The following is a 15,590-nucleotide window of genomic DNA, read 5'->3' as shown; positions in this document are numbered from 1 at the left end:
TTGCCCGTTTACTCCAGCCTGCGGCGTCCATGCTGCTTGTTTGACGGCGGCCTTGGGCCTAGCGTGAAGGAAACATTGGACGGAAACGTCAGGAACCGCGCGATGGATGAAAAGACGGTAGGTCCCCTGGCGGAATTCGGGGCCGGGGACCTGACCCTGGCCGGTGGGAAGGGAGCCAACCTCGGGGAGCTGGTGCGGGCGGGTTTCCCGGTGCCACCGGGGTTTGTTGTTACGACGGCGGCCTACCGCACCGTCTTGGGGGAGGCAGGACTGGGTGCCTCGCTGGAGGCGTTGCTGGATGTTGATGCGCCCGGGGCTAAGAGGCGGCAACTTATCAGTGCAGCCAAAGTCGCAGGGCAGCTCCGCGAGGACATCGCTGCCGCTTACGCGGCGCTGGGCAGCGGTCCCGTGGCTGTCCGTTCCAGTGCCACCGCCGAAGACCTTCCAGGTGCCGCCTTCGCGGGGCAGCAGGATACCTACCTTAATGTCCTTGGCGAGGGCGCAGTACTGCAGGCCGTGGTCGATTGCTGGGCCTCCCTGTGGACGGACCGTGCCATTTCGTATCGCCGGCGGCAGGGCATCGAGCCAGGACACGTGGCCATGGCCGTCGTCGTGCAGGAGATGGTTCCGGCAGATTCAGCCGGTGTCATGTTCACCGCCAATCCCGTGACGGGGGAACGCCGCGAGATTGTCATTGATGCCAGCGGGGGCCTGGGCGAGGCGGTGGTCTCAGGAGAAGTCACTCCGGACCGGTATGTCCTGGACCCTGCCGGGAGGTTGCGCACCTTCGTTCCCGGCGCCCAAGAGCTGGCGGCCCGGGCGCGAAGTCACGACGGCACAGACAAGCCGACGTCCGGGGCGCCGCACCCCAGGCCGGGACTCAGCAGTGGACAGCTGATGGAGCTGGCGGGGTTGGCTGTGCGGGCGCAGGACCATTTCGGGTGCCCGCAGGACCTGGAATGGGCCATCGCAGGCGGACGCGTCTACCTGGTTCAGGCCAGGCCCATAACGGCCCTGCCTCCGCAGCCGTTGCGGCTCAACCCGTTCCAACGGATGGTTGGGCCCTTCTTCGTGGAGATGTTCCAGGTCCGCCCCTACCCGCTCGATGTGTCCGGCTGGATGCAACGCGGGATCCTGGCCATGCTCGATGGCATGGCGGGAAGCGTAGGCCTCAGGTTCACGCCTCTACAAAAGCTGTTGCCGGAAGAAGGCGGTGTGGTGGTCCGGCTGGTGCCGCCGGTACCGAAACCCACCCTGCGTACGCTGGCCGCGCCGGTTTCACTGGTGCGGCGCAGCAAACGGTACAAGCCTGCCCGGTGGACCCAGGACCACAGGTTCACGGACTTTTTGGCCAACATCCAGCGGCTCAACGCGCAGGACCCGGGTTCCCTCACCTGGGACGGGGTGGTTGCGCTTGCGGAAGACGCGTTCGCCACCATGCGCGGAATCACCGAGCTAAGGATCTCTTACCTTCCCGGGGTTCTTCTGTCCCAGCTGAAGTTGCGCCTCATGCTTCTGCTGCTGGGCAGGCTGAAGCTGGCGCCGGCGCTGATCGCGGGCGCCCGGACCCGCACCAGCCTGGCCAACAGCGCCTTGGAACAGCTGGCTGCACGCGTCCGGTCCAGTCCGGACCTTAACCGGCTCTTTACAAGCCTGACACCGGGCGAACTGCTGGCCACGCTGGAGCAAGGACACGAGTTCGCGGACTTCCGTTCGGCATTCAAAACCTTCCTGGCCGAATACGGCCACCGCGAAACCATAAGCGTGGTCCTCAGCAGCGCACCCACCTGGTCCGACGCCCCCGAAGTGGTGCTCGGACTCATCACCTCCATGACGGGCAACCGGCCGCAGGCGACGGACCAAACCGGTGAGGCGCTCAAGGAACTGATGCGACATCCAGCCCTGCGCATCCCCGCACTCCGCCGACGCCTTTTGGCGGACGTCGAAGCAGCCAAAGCAGGGATGGCATTTCGGGAAGACAGCCACTTCTACGCCACGATGGTCCTTCCCCCGCTGCGCCGGTCACTGCTTGATTTGGGCAGGCGCCTGACGCAGGCCGGGGTTCTGGCGGAGCCGGGGGAGGTCCATCATCTGCGCTTCGAAGAACTCTCCGCAATGCAGGACGGCGGTGCGCTCCCGGCTGACGACCGGGAACGGTACCGCCGCATTGTGCTGGCCAGGGCTGCCAAACGGAGGGAGTTGGAGGGGATCCCGCTGCTTGAGCCCGCCTCCTTGTTTACCCGCGGCAGGAAGGGAAAAGACGCCCTCCTGACCGGAACGCCGGCCAGCCGTGGACAGGCAAAGGGTACGGTCCGCATCATCCGCGGCCCCGACGAATTTGGCCTGCTCCGCAGCGGTGAGATTTTGGTGTGCCCCTACACCAACCCATCCTGGACGCCGCTGTTCCAGCGCGCTGCTGCCGTTGTTGTGGATCTGGGGGGAATGGGTTCCCATGCTGCCATTGTTGCCCGCGAGTACGGCATTCCGGCCGTGATGGGCACGGGTTCCGGCACCAGCACTCTCCTGGACGGGCAAACAGTGGTCGTGGACGGCAGCACGGGACGGGTTACGGCTGCCTGAGCCGGTAAGGAACGGGCAGGACCCCGCCTTGCCGACTGAGGTGGCAATACCCGCACGCAAGACGCAGCCCTAGGCGCCGCCAGGTCCGAGGGATGGGGCCTAGAGTGGGCCCATGGGAATCATCATCGGACTTCTTGTCATCTGGCTCATCCTGTCCATCGTCGGGTTCGTGGTGAAGGGCCTTCTCTGGCTCGCCATCATCGGCCTGGTCCTCTTCGTCGCCACCGGCGTCTGGGGTTGGCTGAAGCGCAGAACCAGCGCCTGACCAACAACCGCCTGCCGGACCGGTTGTCACCGCCCCCGGCAGGCGTTGAGCGGTTACTGCCGAAGGACCCTGTCTTTTTCCCAGGTCCGGCAGGACGCTTGCTCCATGAGCCTCACGGAGAAGGATGGCCGCCTGGCAGTACTGGCTCCGCCGGTGCGGCGGAACTTCGCTTTTAACCGTGCCCTGCACCCCGACCGCCCATGGATCCGTCCAATCCGGATCCTCGTGGGGTTCATCGTGCTCGCCGCAATCGTCCAGAAGACCTTCGACGCCACCCTGCCCGGCAACGACGTGGACATTCCGCAGCTGTATTCAGAATTCACGGTGCAGGCAAATCTCGCGTTTGGGCTTGTCCTGATCTTTTCGGGAGTGCGGCCGCGCGCCCGGCTGCCGCTGTGGTGGGACCAGATGTTCGGTGCGCTGGTCCTGTACCTGGTCATGACGGGCATCATCTACATCGTGCTCGTGGCTCCGCCGGAAGAGCCATGGTGGACCTGGGATTTGTACTGGCCGCAGATGGTCCACCACCGCCTGGCCCCGCTGGTGGCAGCCCTTGACTGGATTCTTGTTACCCGGACAGTCCGCGGTCCCTGGTGGCGCCCACTTGCCTGGCTGGGCTACCCCGTGGCTTTCCTTGCTTTCTCGTGGATCCGCGGTGGCCTCGATGGGTGGTACGTCTACGACTTCCTCGACCCAACGCTCGACGGCGGCTGGGTGAGAGTGCTGGGAGCAACCGGGCAGGTGCTCATCGCCTTCCTGGTGGTTTCCCTCCTGGTGCACGCCGTGGGCAATGCGCGGGTGGCGCTGGCAACCGGAAAGACTGCCCTGGCCGCAACCCCTAGAGCCAGCCCTTCTTCTTGAAGATGCCGTACATCAGGCCCCCTGCTGCCACCATGAGGACCAGCGCCAAGGGATAGCCGAAGGACCAATGGAGTTCGGGCATGTTGTCGAAGTTCATCCCGTAGATCCCGGCCACGAACGACGGCGCAAACAGGATGGCCGCCCAGGATGAGATCTTCTTGACCTGTTCGTTCTGCTCGGCACTGGCCTCGTTCTGCCGGTTTGCGGTGAGTGTCCCGTCCAGGGTCAGGGCGTTCTGCAGCAAATCCCGGAATGAGTCCGCCCGGGAGATCACCCGCTCAACGTGGTCTTCCACGTCCCGCAGGCTGTGCCGCAGTTCGCTTTCCACCTGGTACTTTTCAAAGCCGCGCTTCAACTGGTCCAGCATTTCCGGCAGGGGGTGGATGGCCCGCTGGAACTGGATGACTTCCCGCGCCAGTTCGTAAATGCGCCGGGACACCGAGGAATCGCCACTGAACAGCTGGTCCTCAATCTCGTCAATGTCGTTTTCCAGCCCCGCCACCACCGGCGCGTAGTCGTCCACCACCCGGTCCAGCAGGGCATAGAGCACAGCTTCCGGTCCGTGCTTGAGGAGGTCCGGCCGTCCTTCCAGCCGCTGCCGCACGCGGGCTACGCCTGCGGTTTCGGCATGCCGTACCGTCACCACAAAGTTCTTCCCGGTGAAGACGTGCAGTTCGCCGAACTCCACGGTTTCATTTGCATCCACGTACCGGGCCGGCCTCAGGACGGTGAAAAGGTTGTCGTCGTAACGCTCCAGTTTGGGCCTCTGGTGGGCCGAAACGGCATCCTCCACGGCAAGGGCGTGGAGTCCGAACTCGCTGGCCACCGCAGCCATTTCCTGCTCCGTGGGCCGGTAAAGACCAATCCATGCCATGCCGCCGTGCCGGGACAGGGTCTCAAAGGTCTGCTCAAGACTGTCGGGCTCTGCGTGGCGAACGCCGTTGACGTAGACGGCGTTATCGATGATGGTCATTCAGGAAATCCTAGCCGCCGGAGCTGCGGCACTGCTGAGGCCGCTGATGAGGGGCTCGGTCCGGTACGGGATGTGGGTGTGCAGGGCCAGAACAGTCTCGGTCCGGATGACGCCCTTGATCCTCAGGACCTGCCGGAGGGACGACTGGAGGTTGTGGGTGTCCGTGGCCACCACCCGGCACCAGACATCGCCACGGCCCGAGATCTCGTGGACTTCAAGGACCTGCGGGATGAGCCGCAGCGCTGCCACCACGCCGTCGAGTTCCCGGTGCGAGACCTCGATGGTCACGAAAGCCACCACGTCGTAGCCCACGGCCTCCAAATCAACCTCGCGTCCCCCCGGACGCAGCACCCCGGTGCGCAGCAGGCGGCGGACCCGCGACTGGGCCGTATTGCGGGCAATGCCAAGGGATTCGCTGAGCTCGCCGATTTGGATCCGCGGATCCTGGATCAGGGCAAGGAGGATCTTCAGGTCCGTGGGGTCCAACTTGTTCAAGATCGTCACTCTCCATCACTCAGGGATTCATAACTTGATGATTTTGCTCAATTATCCCTTCGAACCCGGCGATAAGTAGCAGCGGTGCCGCACTGTTGAACCATCACAGTTGCATCCGCGCCGGGCTCCCACAAGGACCACCTGCCGCGGCGACCCTAAGGCGGCACAATGACGGTCTTCAGCGAACTGCGCATGCGCCCGGCAACGGCCACTGCCGGGTGGAATGCCACCACTACGGCCAGGCTGGTGATTTCGGGGGCGGTCATCTTCATGCTCCTGGTAGGGGCCAACCTTGCCACGCCGCTGTACCCCCTGCTGCAGGCCAACCTGGGGCTGTCCAGCCTCGAGGTGACGGCGGCGTTCGCCAGCTATGTCCTGGCGCTGGTGGGGACGCTGCTGCTGGCCGGGCACTGGTCGGACCATATCGGCCGGCGCGCCGCCCTCCTGGTGGCTGTCCTCGCCGGACTGGCGGGTGGCTGGATCTTCGCCGAAGCCGGCACGCTGGTTGCCCTGTGTGCCGGACGGGCGCTGCAGGGAACCGCGGTTGCGCTTGCCACGGGAGCCAGTGCGGCGGCCCTGCGCGAACTGCTCCCGTCCCGGCCGGAGTGGGCATCACGCTTCACGCTGCTGGCTTCCTCCGGGGGAGTGGCGGCGGGCCCGGTCATCGGCGGGCTGCTCTCGCTGCTTCCCGGTGCCACCACCGCCCCGTACGTCGTCCACTCGCTGCTGCTTGCCGCACTCCTGGTGCCGCTGTACCTAATCCGCGCACGCCCGGCCATCACGGTGCCGGCAGTGTCCCGGCCGCTGCACGCCCTGGCTCCGCGCCGCCCTTCCGTTTCCCGCCAGGCGAGGGGTGCTTTCTGGCTGGCGTCCGGCGTCGGCTTCCTGAGCTTTGCCGTGTTTGGCTTCTCGCTCTCACTGGCTCCGGGCTACTTCGCGCAGGTCCTGGGCACGGACTCCCGGCCACTGATTGGCGTGCTGGCGGGCCTGCCCCTGGGGGCTTCGGCCTTGAGCCAACTGGTGACCCTGCGAGGCCGCCTGGCTGTTCCCGCCGGCCTGGCTGTCCTCGGCGTCTCCGTCATGCTGCTCGGTGCCGCCGGCGCGTGGCACAGCCCAGCGCTGCTGGTTGCGGCTGCCGTGACCGCCGGCCTGGGGCAGGGCATAGCGTTCCGGACCGTCTTCAACGACGTGGCAGCCAGGGTGGAGCCGGCCCGCCACGCGCAGATCATCAGCACGGTCTACGTCATTACCTACCTGGGCAGCGCGGTGCCGGTCCTGGGCCTGGGCTGGGCCAGCGCCGTGTTCAGCATGGCAGCGGCCGTCCAGGGCTTCGTCCTCCTGTGCGGGACGGCGGCACTCGCCCTGTCCGCCGCAACCCTTGCCGCCACGTTCACGCGGCAGGCAAATCAGCCAGCCGGCGCGTGACGCAGGCGCCCATCCGGGCGGCAGGGTTTAGTCCGGAAGCGGACCGTGGTTGCCCTGGATGTGTTCAAAAACCAGTGTGGTCTCCGTGTGGCCCACCACAGGGTCGGTAGCCAGATTGTCCAGGACCCAGTCCCGCAGGTCTTCGGTGCTTCCGACGGCGATGTGGAGCAGGTAGTCCACGGATCCTGAAGTGTGGAAGGTGGACAGGACCGCGGGCAGGTGCGGCACCCGGGCAGTGAAGCGGTCGATCTGGTCCCGGTCATGGGCACGGAGCCGTACGGCCACCAGGGCCTGCACCGACCTGCCGATGGCAGACAAGCTCAGCTTTGCCTCATAGCCCTGAACGATGCCGCGCTCGGACAGGGCCCGGGTGCGCATCAAAGCGGTGGACGGCGCAATCCCCACCATTTCGGCGAGCTGCTTGTTGGAGATCCGGGCATCTGCCACGAGGGCCGCCAGGAGGCGCTCGTCAATGGCGTCCAGCGGCTCCAGGTGCGCCCCGGGCCTGGTGTTCCTGGCATTCGTACTCACTGCGGTTCCTTCCACACGGTCCTTGGTTCATCCTAGACCGCGGTATCTCCGCCAACAGCACCACGGGCCCGCGTCCTGCCGAAGATCCACACCATGCCCGCGGCCGCCGAAGCCGCTTAATTCGGACGCAGGGTCAGCCAGCGGCGGTTTCCGGACGGGAATGCACGACGGCGACAGTTGCGGCCGTGAGGCACGCCAGGATAATCACGGCCCCGGCGAGTGCGTTCCAGCCCCAGGCCTGGAAGACCAGGCCGCCCGCCCAGCCCAGGAGGCTGGAGCCCAGGTAGTAGGCCAGGTTGTACAGCGATGCCGCCTGGGCACGGCCAGTGCTGGCAATGGCCCCCGTCCAGCCGGACCCGATGCTGTGGGCGGCGAAGAAGCCGCCGGTGAACACCACCAGGCCGGTGAGGATCAGCACCAGGAACGGGGTGAGGGTCAGGGCGAGCCCGCCGGCAGCGAGCGCCAGTCCACCCAACAGGACGTTCCGGCGCCCGTATTTGGAAGTCATCCCCGCTGCCCAGCGGGAGGAGAAGGTGCCGGACAGATAGGCCAGGAAGATCAGGCTGATCACGGTAGCTGGCAGCCCGAACGGGGCGCCGGAGAGCCGGAAGCCCAGATAGTTGTAGACGGCCACGAATCCGCCCATCATGAGGAAAGCCTGGGCGTACAGGGCCAGCAGCCGGATGTTCCGGAGGTGTCCGCCGAGTGTCCGGATGGCGCTGCGGAGGCCGGCTGCCGGGGCCGGGACGAATCCCCGGGCCTTTGGCACGAGGACCAGGAAAGCGACGGCGGCAAGGGTGGCCAGCAGGGAAACGGCCAGGGCCGCCAACCGCCAGCCCCAGAGTTCACCGGTCGGGCCGGCGACAAGCCGTCCGGACAGTCCTCCCAACGTGGTGCCGGCAACATAGCTTCCCGCTGCAAGCGCGGCGTGGGCTTTGCTGACTTCTTCGTTGAGGTAGGCAATGGCGATGGCGGGGATGCCGCCCAGTGCCATGCCCTCCAGCAGCCGCAGGACCAGGAGCATGCCGAAGTTGGCGGACATCGGCACCAGCAGTCCCAGGACGGTGGCTGCCGAGATGCCCCACATCATTGCCTTCACGCGCCCGATCCTGTCCGCCAGGAAGGACCAGGGAATGACGGTGGCAGCCAGTCCGACGGTGGCCAGGGAGATGGTGAGGGCAGCCTCGGCGGCGGTGACCTGCAGATCGGCTGCCAGGAGGGGCAGGACCGCCTGCGTGGAGTAAAGCTGCGCAAACGTGGCAACACCGGCGCACGACAGGCCCGCCAGGATCCGGCCGTAGGCCCGGGACCCCTTGGGATGGCCGTTCCAAGCGGGGGAAGCCTGGGTGCCAGGGCTCGCGTTCTGTGGCATCAAGCCAGCGTAGTCCTCATGCAATGAATGCCTCCAATGCATGTTTCGTGAAACACTGATAGCAATAACGGAACGATCTCCGGGCGGCGGAGGCGTCCGGCGGAGAGGCAGGGGAGTGGTGATGGAACCGGACCGGAAACAGTTGGCGCAGCTGCTGCCCCTCATGCCCGTACTCGCCGAACTGGGCCGGACTGAACACGTGACCGAGACGGCGGAGCTCCTCGGAGTACCCCAATCAACGGTGAGCAGGGCAGTGGCCAGGGCCAGCGCCGCCGTCGGCACCGAACTCCTGGTCCGGGACGGCCGCGGCGTCCGCCTGACGCCCGCAGCCCGCACGCTGTTGCCCTACATCGAGCAGGCGCTCGCGGAGTTCCAGGCCGGCCTGGACCTGGTCCGGAATGAGTCACAGGTGGTCAGGGGCATTGTGTCCGTGTCTTTCCAGCACACCTTCGGCGAAGCCACCCTGCCGCTGCTGATCAGCGCCTTCCGTGCCCGGCATCCCGGGACCGGGTTCCGGCTCAGCCAGGGTGCCCGGAGCGCGTGCCTTGACGAGCTGTCGTCGGGGGAAGCGGACCTGGCCCTCACCGCTCCCGTGGCGCAGGCAGGAAAAAACCTCGATTCCGCGCCGCTGTACCGGGAGCCGCTCCGGCTGGTGGTGCATCACGCCCACCCCCTGGCCGGGCAGCGCAGTGCGCGGCTGGCCGATATCAGGACGGAACCGTTCGTCGCGCTGGGCCCCGGATACGGACTGCGTTCGCTGACCGACGCGCTGTTCCGGGAAGCAGGCTACCGGCCACGGATCGCGTTCGAAAGCCAGGATTCGCACACTGTCCGCGGGCTGGTCTCGGCCGGCCTGGGCGTGAGCATCCTGCCGCCTGGCGGAGATGCCCCCGGCAGGACCCTGCGCCCGGAGACAGGAGACCTGGGCTGGGTCGAAGTGCCGCTGGACTCCGCGCTCGCCTTCCGGGAAGTCGGAGTCAGCTGGCGGCGACGCAAACCCGGAACCGAACCCGTTCCGGCCAGGCTCTTCCGCGAACTGGTGGTGGCCGAAGGGCCCGGGTTGTTGGCCGGGCTGGTGACCAGGGTGGGAAGCTGAGCGGGACATCATCCCTCGACCCCCGGCGATGGCCCGGCCGTCACGAAGGGTATGTGCTGCACCCCAAGCCATGGGGCGCAAGTACCCTTGTGACGTGACGAACACCCAGAACCCCTCCACCCCTCCTGTTCAGCACGCCGCGGGCTCGCCGGACACTCCACTGCATGGCGTGACGATCGGGCTGGACATTGGCGGCACCAAGACGCACGGCGTCCGCTTTGAGGACGGAGTCCCCGTCGCTGACGATTCTGCGGGAAGCTCCAATGTCCAGAACGTCAGCCGCGACCAGGCAGCGCGCAACTTGGCGGAGCTTTTCGGCAGGATCGGCGGCGGGCGCGTGGACCGGGTCTACGCGGGCTCCGGCGGCATCGACACGGACGACGACGCCGCCGCCCTGGCTGCCCTGATCCAGCCGCTGGCCCCGGAGGCCCGCATCACCGTTGTCCACGACTCCCGCCTGCTGCTGGCCGCGGGACGTGCCAACACAGGAGTGGCGGTCATTGCCGGCACCGGCTCGGCCGCCTGGGGACGCAACGCCGACGGCGGCGAGGCCAGGGCAGGCGGATGGGGCTACCTGCTGGGGGATGAAGGCAGCGGTTATTGGCTGGGCAGGGAAGCGGTACGGCACAGCCTGCGGAGGATGAACCAGGGCCTCCCGATTGACCAGCTCACGGCATCCCTCCTGGCATCCTGCGGACTTGACCACCCCAACAAGCTGATCTCCCTGTTCCACTCCCCGGACACGGGGCGGCGCTTCTGGGCGCAGCAGGCCAGGCACGTTGTGGAGGCGGCCTCTGCCGGGCACCAGGACAGCGCAGACCTGCTGGACCAGGCCGGCCGGGACCTTGCTGCTCTGGCCGGACAGGTGCTGGGCCAGCTGAAGATCCAGGGCCCCGTGATCCTGGGCGGCGGGCTGGGCATGAATGTGGCACCGCTGCAGGAGTCCTTCCGCCGGAACCTTGAAGCAGGCGGGATCACGGACGTAAGGGTCCTGGACCAGGAACCTGTGTTCGGTGTCCTGCAGCTCCTGACAGAGCCTGCCTGACAGCCAGCAGGCGAATGGGCGCGGCTTCCGGCAGCGGGCTGGCCGACGCGCTGGTCAGCCGGCAGGTTAGTTAATCGACGGCGCGCTTTCGCGGGGTTAACCGGACGCCGGGGAGCGGGGGAGCGGGAATTCTGCCGGCCTCGGCCCCGGCATCCGGACCGTGGCCGGGCACCAGGCCGTAGCGGGCGGCCGCCGTTTCGGCGTCCGGCAGCCCGGCCTGCGCCTCCCAATCCTCCCGGGCCTGTTCCACTTCCTCATGCGTGCGGCCCACGAAGTTCCACCACATGAGCAGTTCCTCACCGAACGGCTCACCGCCAATCAGCAGGAACCGCGTGCCCGGGCGGGCCTCCACCCGGAGTTCGCTGCGGCCGGTGCCCAAGTAGCCCAGCGGACCCGCCGGCAGGTCCTGCCCGTCCACCGCCAGGCCGCCGTCGAGCACCAGGATGCCATGCTCAAAGCCGGGGGTCAGCGGCAGCACTGCATCCCCTTCGCAGGAAACCTCCGCGCCAACAATCGGCGAAAACATTGTTGCGGGGGACACCACGCCTGCAAGTTCCCCCACCATGACGGTGGCCGTGAAGCCGTGGCCGGCGGCGCGCGGCAGCTCCCGGTGCTGTTCAAATGCCGGCTCCCGGTGCCGGTCGCCGTCAGGAAGGGCAACCCACAGCTGCAGGCCCCGCTGCAACGGCGGCTCCCCGCCGCCGGGAAGCACCGCGAACTCTGAGTGCGACACCCCGTGCCCTGCAGTCATGATGTTCAGCTCTCCGGGACGCACCACCACGTCGCTGCCTACGCTGTCCCGGTGGCGGATGTGCCCCGCCAGCGGCCAAGTCACCGTCTGCAGCCCGATATGGGGATGGGGGAGGACGGACATGGCCGTGCGGTCCGGTCCAAAACTGTCCAGGAAGCACCAGGCCCCGATCGTGGGCAGTCCGCGCTGGGGCAGGGTGCGCTTGACGTTCATGGCGCGGACCCCGCCCAGCGGCACCTCGCGCTCAGGCCACAGCTGGAGGCAGGGACCGGACGTCCCGCCGGCAGGGGCGGGCGGACAAACTTCCTGCTGCGGTGAAACTTCCAAGTTGGTCACGCCTCCACTTTAGGCCTGCCCGGCATCGGCTACCCATCCGCACGCACATGGGTACCGAATGGTCACAGTAGGGATTCCTTTGCGTGGATTAGGGCTTCACCTGCTGAAGCCTGCCCCCGTTTGGGTTACCGTAACTATCAGTGTGCTGATGGCAATGTCGCGGTGCTGACAACAGCCCGTCCAAGAGAACAGGTAAGTCCGCACCATGGACCAGGCGATGATCGAGTTCCAGAGCGTTACGAAGCAGTATCCTGGCGGCCAGCCTGCGGTGGACGGCCTGACCATGTCCATCGCAAAAGGCGCCGTCACGGTCTTCGTGGGACCCTCCGGCTGCGGTAAAACAACGTCCCTGCGGATGATCAACCGCATGGTGGAACCCACCTCCGGGACCATCACCGTGGACGGCCGGGATGTCACCACTGTGCCGGCGGCGGAACTGCGCCGGTCCATGGGCTATGTGATGCAGTCGGCGGGACTGCTGCCGCACCGCTCCGTCCTGGACAACATCGCCACCGTTCCGCGGCTGAACGGCGTCTCCAAAGCCGACGCCCGCAGGCGCGCGGAGGAGCTCCTGGACGTGGTGGGCCTGGCGCACTCCCTGGGCGAGCGGTACCCATCCCAGCTCTCCGGCGGCCAGCAGCAGCGCGTTGGCGTGGCACGCGCGCTCGCCGCCGACCCGCCCATCCTGCTCATGGATGAACCCTTCAGCGCGGTGGACCCCGTTGTCCGCGACGAACTGCAGCAGGAACTGCTGCGCCTGCAGAAGGACCTGGCCAAGACCATTGTGTTCGTGACCCATGACATTGACGAGGCCACCATCCTCGGCGACAAAGTGGCCGTCTTCGCCACTGGCGGGAAGCTTGCCCAATATGCCACCCCGGAGGAAATCCTGCGGGCACCGGCCAACAATTTCGTCGCGTCCTTTGTGGGGCGGGACCGCGGCTTCCGGCACTTGGGCTTCACTCCGTCCGACGGCGTGGCGATCCATCCCGTACCCACGATTGTCCGCTCCCCGTCAGGTTATGAGTCGGACTCCGGCGCTGCGGGTGACTGGCAGTTGGTGGTGGACGCTGACAAGCACCCCCTGGGATGGTCCGCGCCGGGCACCGAAACCGAACTCGTTCCGGGCGGGTCGCTGTTCCGTCCCGGGGAGAGCCTGCGGCGGGCATTGGACGCGGCCCTTTCCTCGCCGTCGGGCCTTGGTGTTGCCGTGGATTCCGACGGCAGGGTCCTGGGCGTGGTCCGCGGCGGTGAGGTCCTGGCACTGATCGAAGAAGCGCGCCAGGTGCGGCAGGCTGCCCTCTGATGGAATGGTTCCTGGCCAACACCGGCATGATCCTGGAACGCGGCGGCCAGCACCTGGTGCTGGCGCTCATTCCCATGGTCCTTGGCTTGCTGATTTCCATCCCGCTGGCGCAGTTGGCACGGAAGAACAGGGCCCTCCGCTCCCTGGTGCTGACGGCCTCCTCACTCCTCTACACCATTCCCTCCCTGGCCCTGTTCATCATCCTGCCCACCATCCTGGGCACGCGGATCCTGGATCCACTCAACGTGGTGGTGGCGCTGACCATCTACGCGGTGGCACTGCTGGTCCGGGCCGCCCTGGATGCCTTCGATTCCGTCGACGCGGACGTCAGCCAGGCCGCGCAGGCCATGGGGTTCAAGCCTCTGGCCCGGTTCCTTCAGGTTGACCTGCCACTGTCCCTGCCGGTCATGTTTGCCGGGCTGCGCGTGGTGTCCGTCAGCAACATCTCCCTGGTCAGCGTCGCGGCCCTGCTGGGTGTGGGCAACCTGGGCATGCTCTTCACCGATGGACTCCAGCGTGACTTCGTCACCGAGGTGGTGGTGGGGATCGTCGCCATCCTGGTCCTCGCGCTGGTGATGGATGCTGTCCTCGTGCTGCTGGAACGAATCCTCACCCCGTGGGAACGGGCGGGAACGCGACGGGACCTCGGGCATGGGGACAACGGTGACCCGGCCGCTGCGAAACCCGCGACGACCATGGCGGGAGAAACAGCGTGAGCAACGTCTTTTCCGATACCTTCGCCTGGCTCGCCGACCCGCTGCACTGGTCCGGAAGCATGGGCATCCCCGCCCGGCTGGGGGAGCACCTGCAGTACACCGGGCTGGTGATGCTGATCGCCATTGCCATCGCCGTCCCGGTGGGGCTGTTTGTCGGACATACCGGCAGGGGCCGGGTGGCCGTCGTCGCGTTGGCCGGAGCCTTGCGTGCCCTGCCCACCCTCGGCCTGCTCATCCTGTTCGTGCTGCTCGCCGGCATCGGGCTGATGCCGCCCATCTGGGCGCTGGTGATCCTCACCGTGCCCCCGCTGCTGGCCGGAACGTACGCCGGCATCTCCAGCGTGGACCGGAACGTGGTGGACGCGGCGCGGGCCATGGGGATGACTGAACTGCAGGTCCTGTTCCGGGCCGAGCTGCCCAACGCACTCACCGTCATGTTCGGCGGGTTCCGGACCGGCGTGCTGCAGGTGATCGCCACCGTCTCCGTCGTCGCCTACATCAATCTCGGCGGCCTGGGCCGCTATCTCTTCGACGGCCTTGTCCTGAGCGACTTCCCCCAAATGCTGGGAGGTTCCCTCCTCATCGCAGTGCTGGCAATTGCCGTCGACCTCGTCCTGTCCCTGTTCCAGAGGCTGTTCCTGACCCAGGGCGCCTTGAAGTTGTCCTACCGCAGCCAGGAGGCTGCGGTTGATCTCACAGACCCCGTTGTTGCGGAGACTGTTGTACAAGGAGGTAAGTCATGAAAGATAGCCGTCCCCAGCGCCTTGGCAGGCGGGCGTTCAGCGGCCTGGCCGCCGGGCTTGGCCTGGCGATCACCCTGTCCGCCTGCGGTGGTTCGTCCGACCCGCTGAGCAAGTCGCCCGCTGCCACTGGCGGCGCATCGGGCGGAGCAACATCGCTGGTGGTGGGTTCCGCCGACTTCCCGGAGAGCCAGATCATCGCCGAGCTGTACGCCGGTGCCTTGAACGCCAATGGCATCACCGCCACCACCAAACCGAACATCGGCTCCCGTGAGGTCTACTTCAAGGCGGTCCAGGACGGGTCCGTTGACGTGGTGCCGGATTACAGCGGCAACCTTCTGCTGTACGTAGACAAGGAAGCCAAGGAAGTCTCCGCCGCCGATATCGCCAAGGCGCTGCCCGGCAAACTGCCGGACAGCCTGGGCGTGCTGGACGTGTCCAAGGCCGAGGACAAGGACGCCATGGTTGTCACCAAGGCAACCGCCGAGAAGTACCAGTTGAAGTCCATCGAGGACCTCGCCAAGGTCTGCAGCGAGATCGTGGTGGGGGCCCCGGCCACGTTCGCGGAGCGCGCCTACGGCCTGCCCGGATTGAAGAAGAACTACAACTGCGTCCCCAAGAAGCTGGAGCCATTCAGCGACGGCGGCGGTCCGGTGACGCTCAAGGCGCTGCTCGAGGACCAGGTGCAGGTGGCCGATATCTACACCACCACACCTTCCATCGCGGACAACGACCTGGTGGTGCTGGAGGATCCGAAGAACAACTTCATCGCCCAGCAGGTCCTCCCGCTGTACAACAAGGCGAAGATGACGGACAAGGCCAAGCAGGCGCTGAACTCCGTGTCCAGCACACTGACCACCGATGACCTGATCAACCTCAACCGGGCTGTCAGCGGCAGCCAGAAGCAGGACGCCAAGGCGGCGGCAACCGCTTGGCTGAAGGACAAGGGCATCGTTAAGTAGGACGTTCCCTGCCCGCGCGGGCAGGGAACAGATTGGTGATGACGACGGCGGCTGCCGGACCTGCAAGGGCCCGGCCGCCGCCGTCGTCCGTGTGGCAGACGTCTCAACGGCCGTCCATCCTTCCTGTGGCATATTT

General features: G+C 66.7%; 15 protein-coding genes. 10 read left to right on the top strand and 5 right to left on the bottom strand.

All coding sequences use genetic code 11. The features are described from left to right. The first annotated feature begins 102 nt into the window (after positions 1-102). From FBY33_RS18765 to FBY33_RS18760, 3 genes are all read left to right on the top strand, one after another. The gene (locus tag FBY33_RS18765; protein ID WP_142031875.1) at positions 103-2,580 is read left to right on the top strand and encodes a PEP/pyruvate-binding domain-containing protein; all 2,478 of its coding nucleotides are present in this window, start codon (positions 103-105) and stop codon (positions 2,578-2,580) included. A gap of 112 nt (positions 2,581-2,692) precedes the next feature. Continuing rightward, a complete protein-coding gene (locus FBY33_RS20560; RefSeq protein ID WP_200831422.1) occupies positions 2,693-2,845 on the top strand; it encodes a hypothetical protein in 153 nt (50 codons plus the stop codon). A 105-nt stretch (positions 2,846-2,950) separates the two neighbouring features. Next, the gene (locus tag FBY33_RS18760; RefSeq protein WP_142031873.1) at positions 2,951-3,706 is read left to right on the top strand and encodes a Pr6Pr family membrane protein; all 756 of its coding nucleotides are present in this window, start codon (positions 2,951-2,953) and stop codon (positions 3,704-3,706) included. On the opposite strand, the gene corA is transcribed toward FBY33_RS18760, so the two are convergent. Both corA and FBY33_RS18750 read right to left on the bottom strand, forming a co-directional pair. Beyond that, positions 3,684-4,679, bottom strand: a complete 996-nt coding sequence (corA, locus tag FBY33_RS18755) for a magnesium/cobalt transporter CorA (protein ID WP_142031871.1) — start codon at positions 4,677-4,679, stop codon at positions 3,684-3,686. The genes FBY33_RS18760 and corA overlap by 23 nt on opposite strands. Then, complete coding sequence (locus FBY33_RS18750) at positions 4,680-5,174, bottom strand: Lrp/AsnC family transcriptional regulator (RefSeq protein ID WP_200831421.1); 495 nt, start codon at positions 5,172-5,174, stop codon at positions 4,680-4,682. A 168-nt stretch (positions 5,175-5,342) separates the two neighbouring features. On the opposite strand from FBY33_RS18750, the gene FBY33_RS18745 reads away from it, so the two are divergent. Next, positions 5,343-6,599, top strand: a complete 1,257-nt coding sequence (locus FBY33_RS18745) for an MFS transporter (protein WP_142031867.1) — start codon at positions 5,343-5,345, stop codon at positions 6,597-6,599. 27 nt (positions 6,600-6,626) lie between these two features. Here the strand turns inward: FBY33_RS18745 and FBY33_RS18740 are convergent, their stop codons facing one another. Both FBY33_RS18740 and FBY33_RS18735 read right to left on the bottom strand, forming a co-directional pair. Next, a complete protein-coding gene (locus tag FBY33_RS18740) occupies positions 6,627-7,130 on the bottom strand; it encodes an Lrp/AsnC family transcriptional regulator (RefSeq protein WP_026265760.1) in 504 nt (167 codons plus the stop codon). Between the two features lie 133 nt (positions 7,131-7,263). Then, a complete protein-coding gene (locus tag FBY33_RS18735; protein ID WP_142031865.1) occupies positions 7,264-8,502 on the bottom strand; it encodes an MFS transporter in 1,239 nt (412 codons plus the stop codon). A gap of 121 nt (positions 8,503-8,623) precedes the next feature. On the opposite strand from FBY33_RS18735, the gene FBY33_RS18730 reads away from it, so the two are divergent. Together FBY33_RS18730 and FBY33_RS18725 are read left to right on the top strand one after the other, a co-directional pair. Further along, entirely contained in the window at positions 8,624-9,598 is a 975-nt protein-coding gene (locus FBY33_RS18730; protein ID WP_142031863.1) for a LysR family transcriptional regulator, read from the top strand. A 94-nt stretch (positions 9,599-9,692) separates the two neighbouring features. Further along, positions 9,693-10,643: an N-acetylglucosamine kinase gene (locus FBY33_RS18725; protein ID WP_142031862.1), complete on the top strand. Its 951-nt coding sequence runs from the start codon at positions 9,693-9,695 to the stop codon at positions 10,641-10,643. 70 nt (positions 10,644-10,713) lie between these two features. On the opposite strand, the gene FBY33_RS18720 is transcribed toward FBY33_RS18725, so the two are convergent. Beyond that, positions 10,714-11,730, bottom strand: coding sequence for a pirin family protein (locus FBY33_RS18720; protein WP_142031860.1), 1,017 nt, complete (start codon positions 11,728-11,730; stop codon positions 10,714-10,716). A 205-nt stretch (positions 11,731-11,935) separates the two neighbouring features. Here FBY33_RS18720 and FBY33_RS18715 point away from each other — a divergent pair, with 205 nt between their 5' ends. From FBY33_RS18715 to FBY33_RS18700, 4 genes are read left to right on the top strand one after another with little or no spacing between them, the layout of a single operon-like run. After that, on the top strand, positions 11,936-13,036 hold the full coding sequence (locus tag FBY33_RS18715) for an ABC transporter ATP-binding protein (protein ID WP_142031858.1): 1,101 nt from the start codon (positions 11,936-11,938) through the stop codon (positions 13,034-13,036). Then, entirely contained in the window at positions 13,036-13,752 is a 717-nt protein-coding gene (locus FBY33_RS18710) for an ABC transporter permease (RefSeq protein ID WP_142031857.1), read from the top strand. The genes FBY33_RS18715 and FBY33_RS18710 overlap by 1 nt, the downstream gene beginning before the upstream one ends. Further along, entirely contained in the window at positions 13,749-14,495 is a 747-nt protein-coding gene (locus FBY33_RS18705) for an ABC transporter permease (protein ID WP_142031855.1), read from the top strand. Before FBY33_RS18710 ends, FBY33_RS18705 begins: the two co-directional genes overlap by 4 nt. Next, complete coding sequence (locus tag FBY33_RS18700; protein WP_142031853.1) at positions 14,492-15,454, top strand: ABC transporter substrate-binding protein; 963 nt, start codon at positions 14,492-14,494, stop codon at positions 15,452-15,454. The genes FBY33_RS18705 and FBY33_RS18700 overlap by 4 nt, the downstream gene beginning before the upstream one ends. The last annotated feature ends 136 nt before the right edge of the window (positions 15,455-15,590 follow it).

This window comes from Arthrobacter sp. SLBN-112, from assembly GCF_006715225.1.
Lineage (GTDB): Bacteria > Actinomycetota > Actinomycetes > Actinomycetales > Micrococcaceae > Arthrobacter.
Note: the sequence above shows the minus strand (reverse complement) of the source record. Positions and strands in the feature narration are given on the sequence as shown.

Bases quoted from the DNA above. Each gene is read 5' to 3' on its own strand.
- FBY33_RS18765 (WP_142031875.1), top strand. From the start codon at position 103: ATGGATGAAAAGACGGTAGGTCCCCTGGCGGAATTCGGGGCCGGGGAC.
- FBY33_RS18745 (WP_142031867.1), top strand. From the start codon at position 5,343: ATGACGGTCTTCAGCGAACTGCGCATGCGCCCGGCAACGGCCACTGCC.
- FBY33_RS20560 (WP_200831422.1), top strand. From the start codon at position 2,693: ATGGGAATCATCATCGGACTTCTTGTCATCTGGCTCATCCTGTCCATC.
- FBY33_RS18710 (WP_142031857.1), top strand. From the start codon at position 13,036: ATGGAATGGTTCCTGGCCAACACCGGCATGATCCTGGAACGCGGCGGC.
- FBY33_RS18735 (WP_142031865.1), bottom strand. From the start codon at position 8,502: ATGCCACAGAACGCGAGCCCTGGCACCCAGGCTTCCCCCGCTTGGAAC.
- corA (WP_142031871.1), bottom strand. From the start codon at position 4,679: ATGACCATCATCGATAACGCCGTCTACGTCAACGGCGTTCGCCACGCA.
- FBY33_RS18760 (WP_142031873.1), top strand. From the start codon at position 2,951: ATGAGCCTCACGGAGAAGGATGGCCGCCTGGCAGTACTGGCTCCGCCG.
- FBY33_RS18715 (WP_142031858.1), top strand. From the start codon at position 11,936: ATGGACCAGGCGATGATCGAGTTCCAGAGCGTTACGAAGCAGTATCCT.
- FBY33_RS18700 (WP_142031853.1), top strand. From the start codon at position 14,492: ATGAAAGATAGCCGTCCCCAGCGCCTTGGCAGGCGGGCGTTCAGCGGC.
- FBY33_RS18730 (WP_142031863.1), top strand. From the start codon at position 8,624: ATGGAACCGGACCGGAAACAGTTGGCGCAGCTGCTGCCCCTCATGCCC.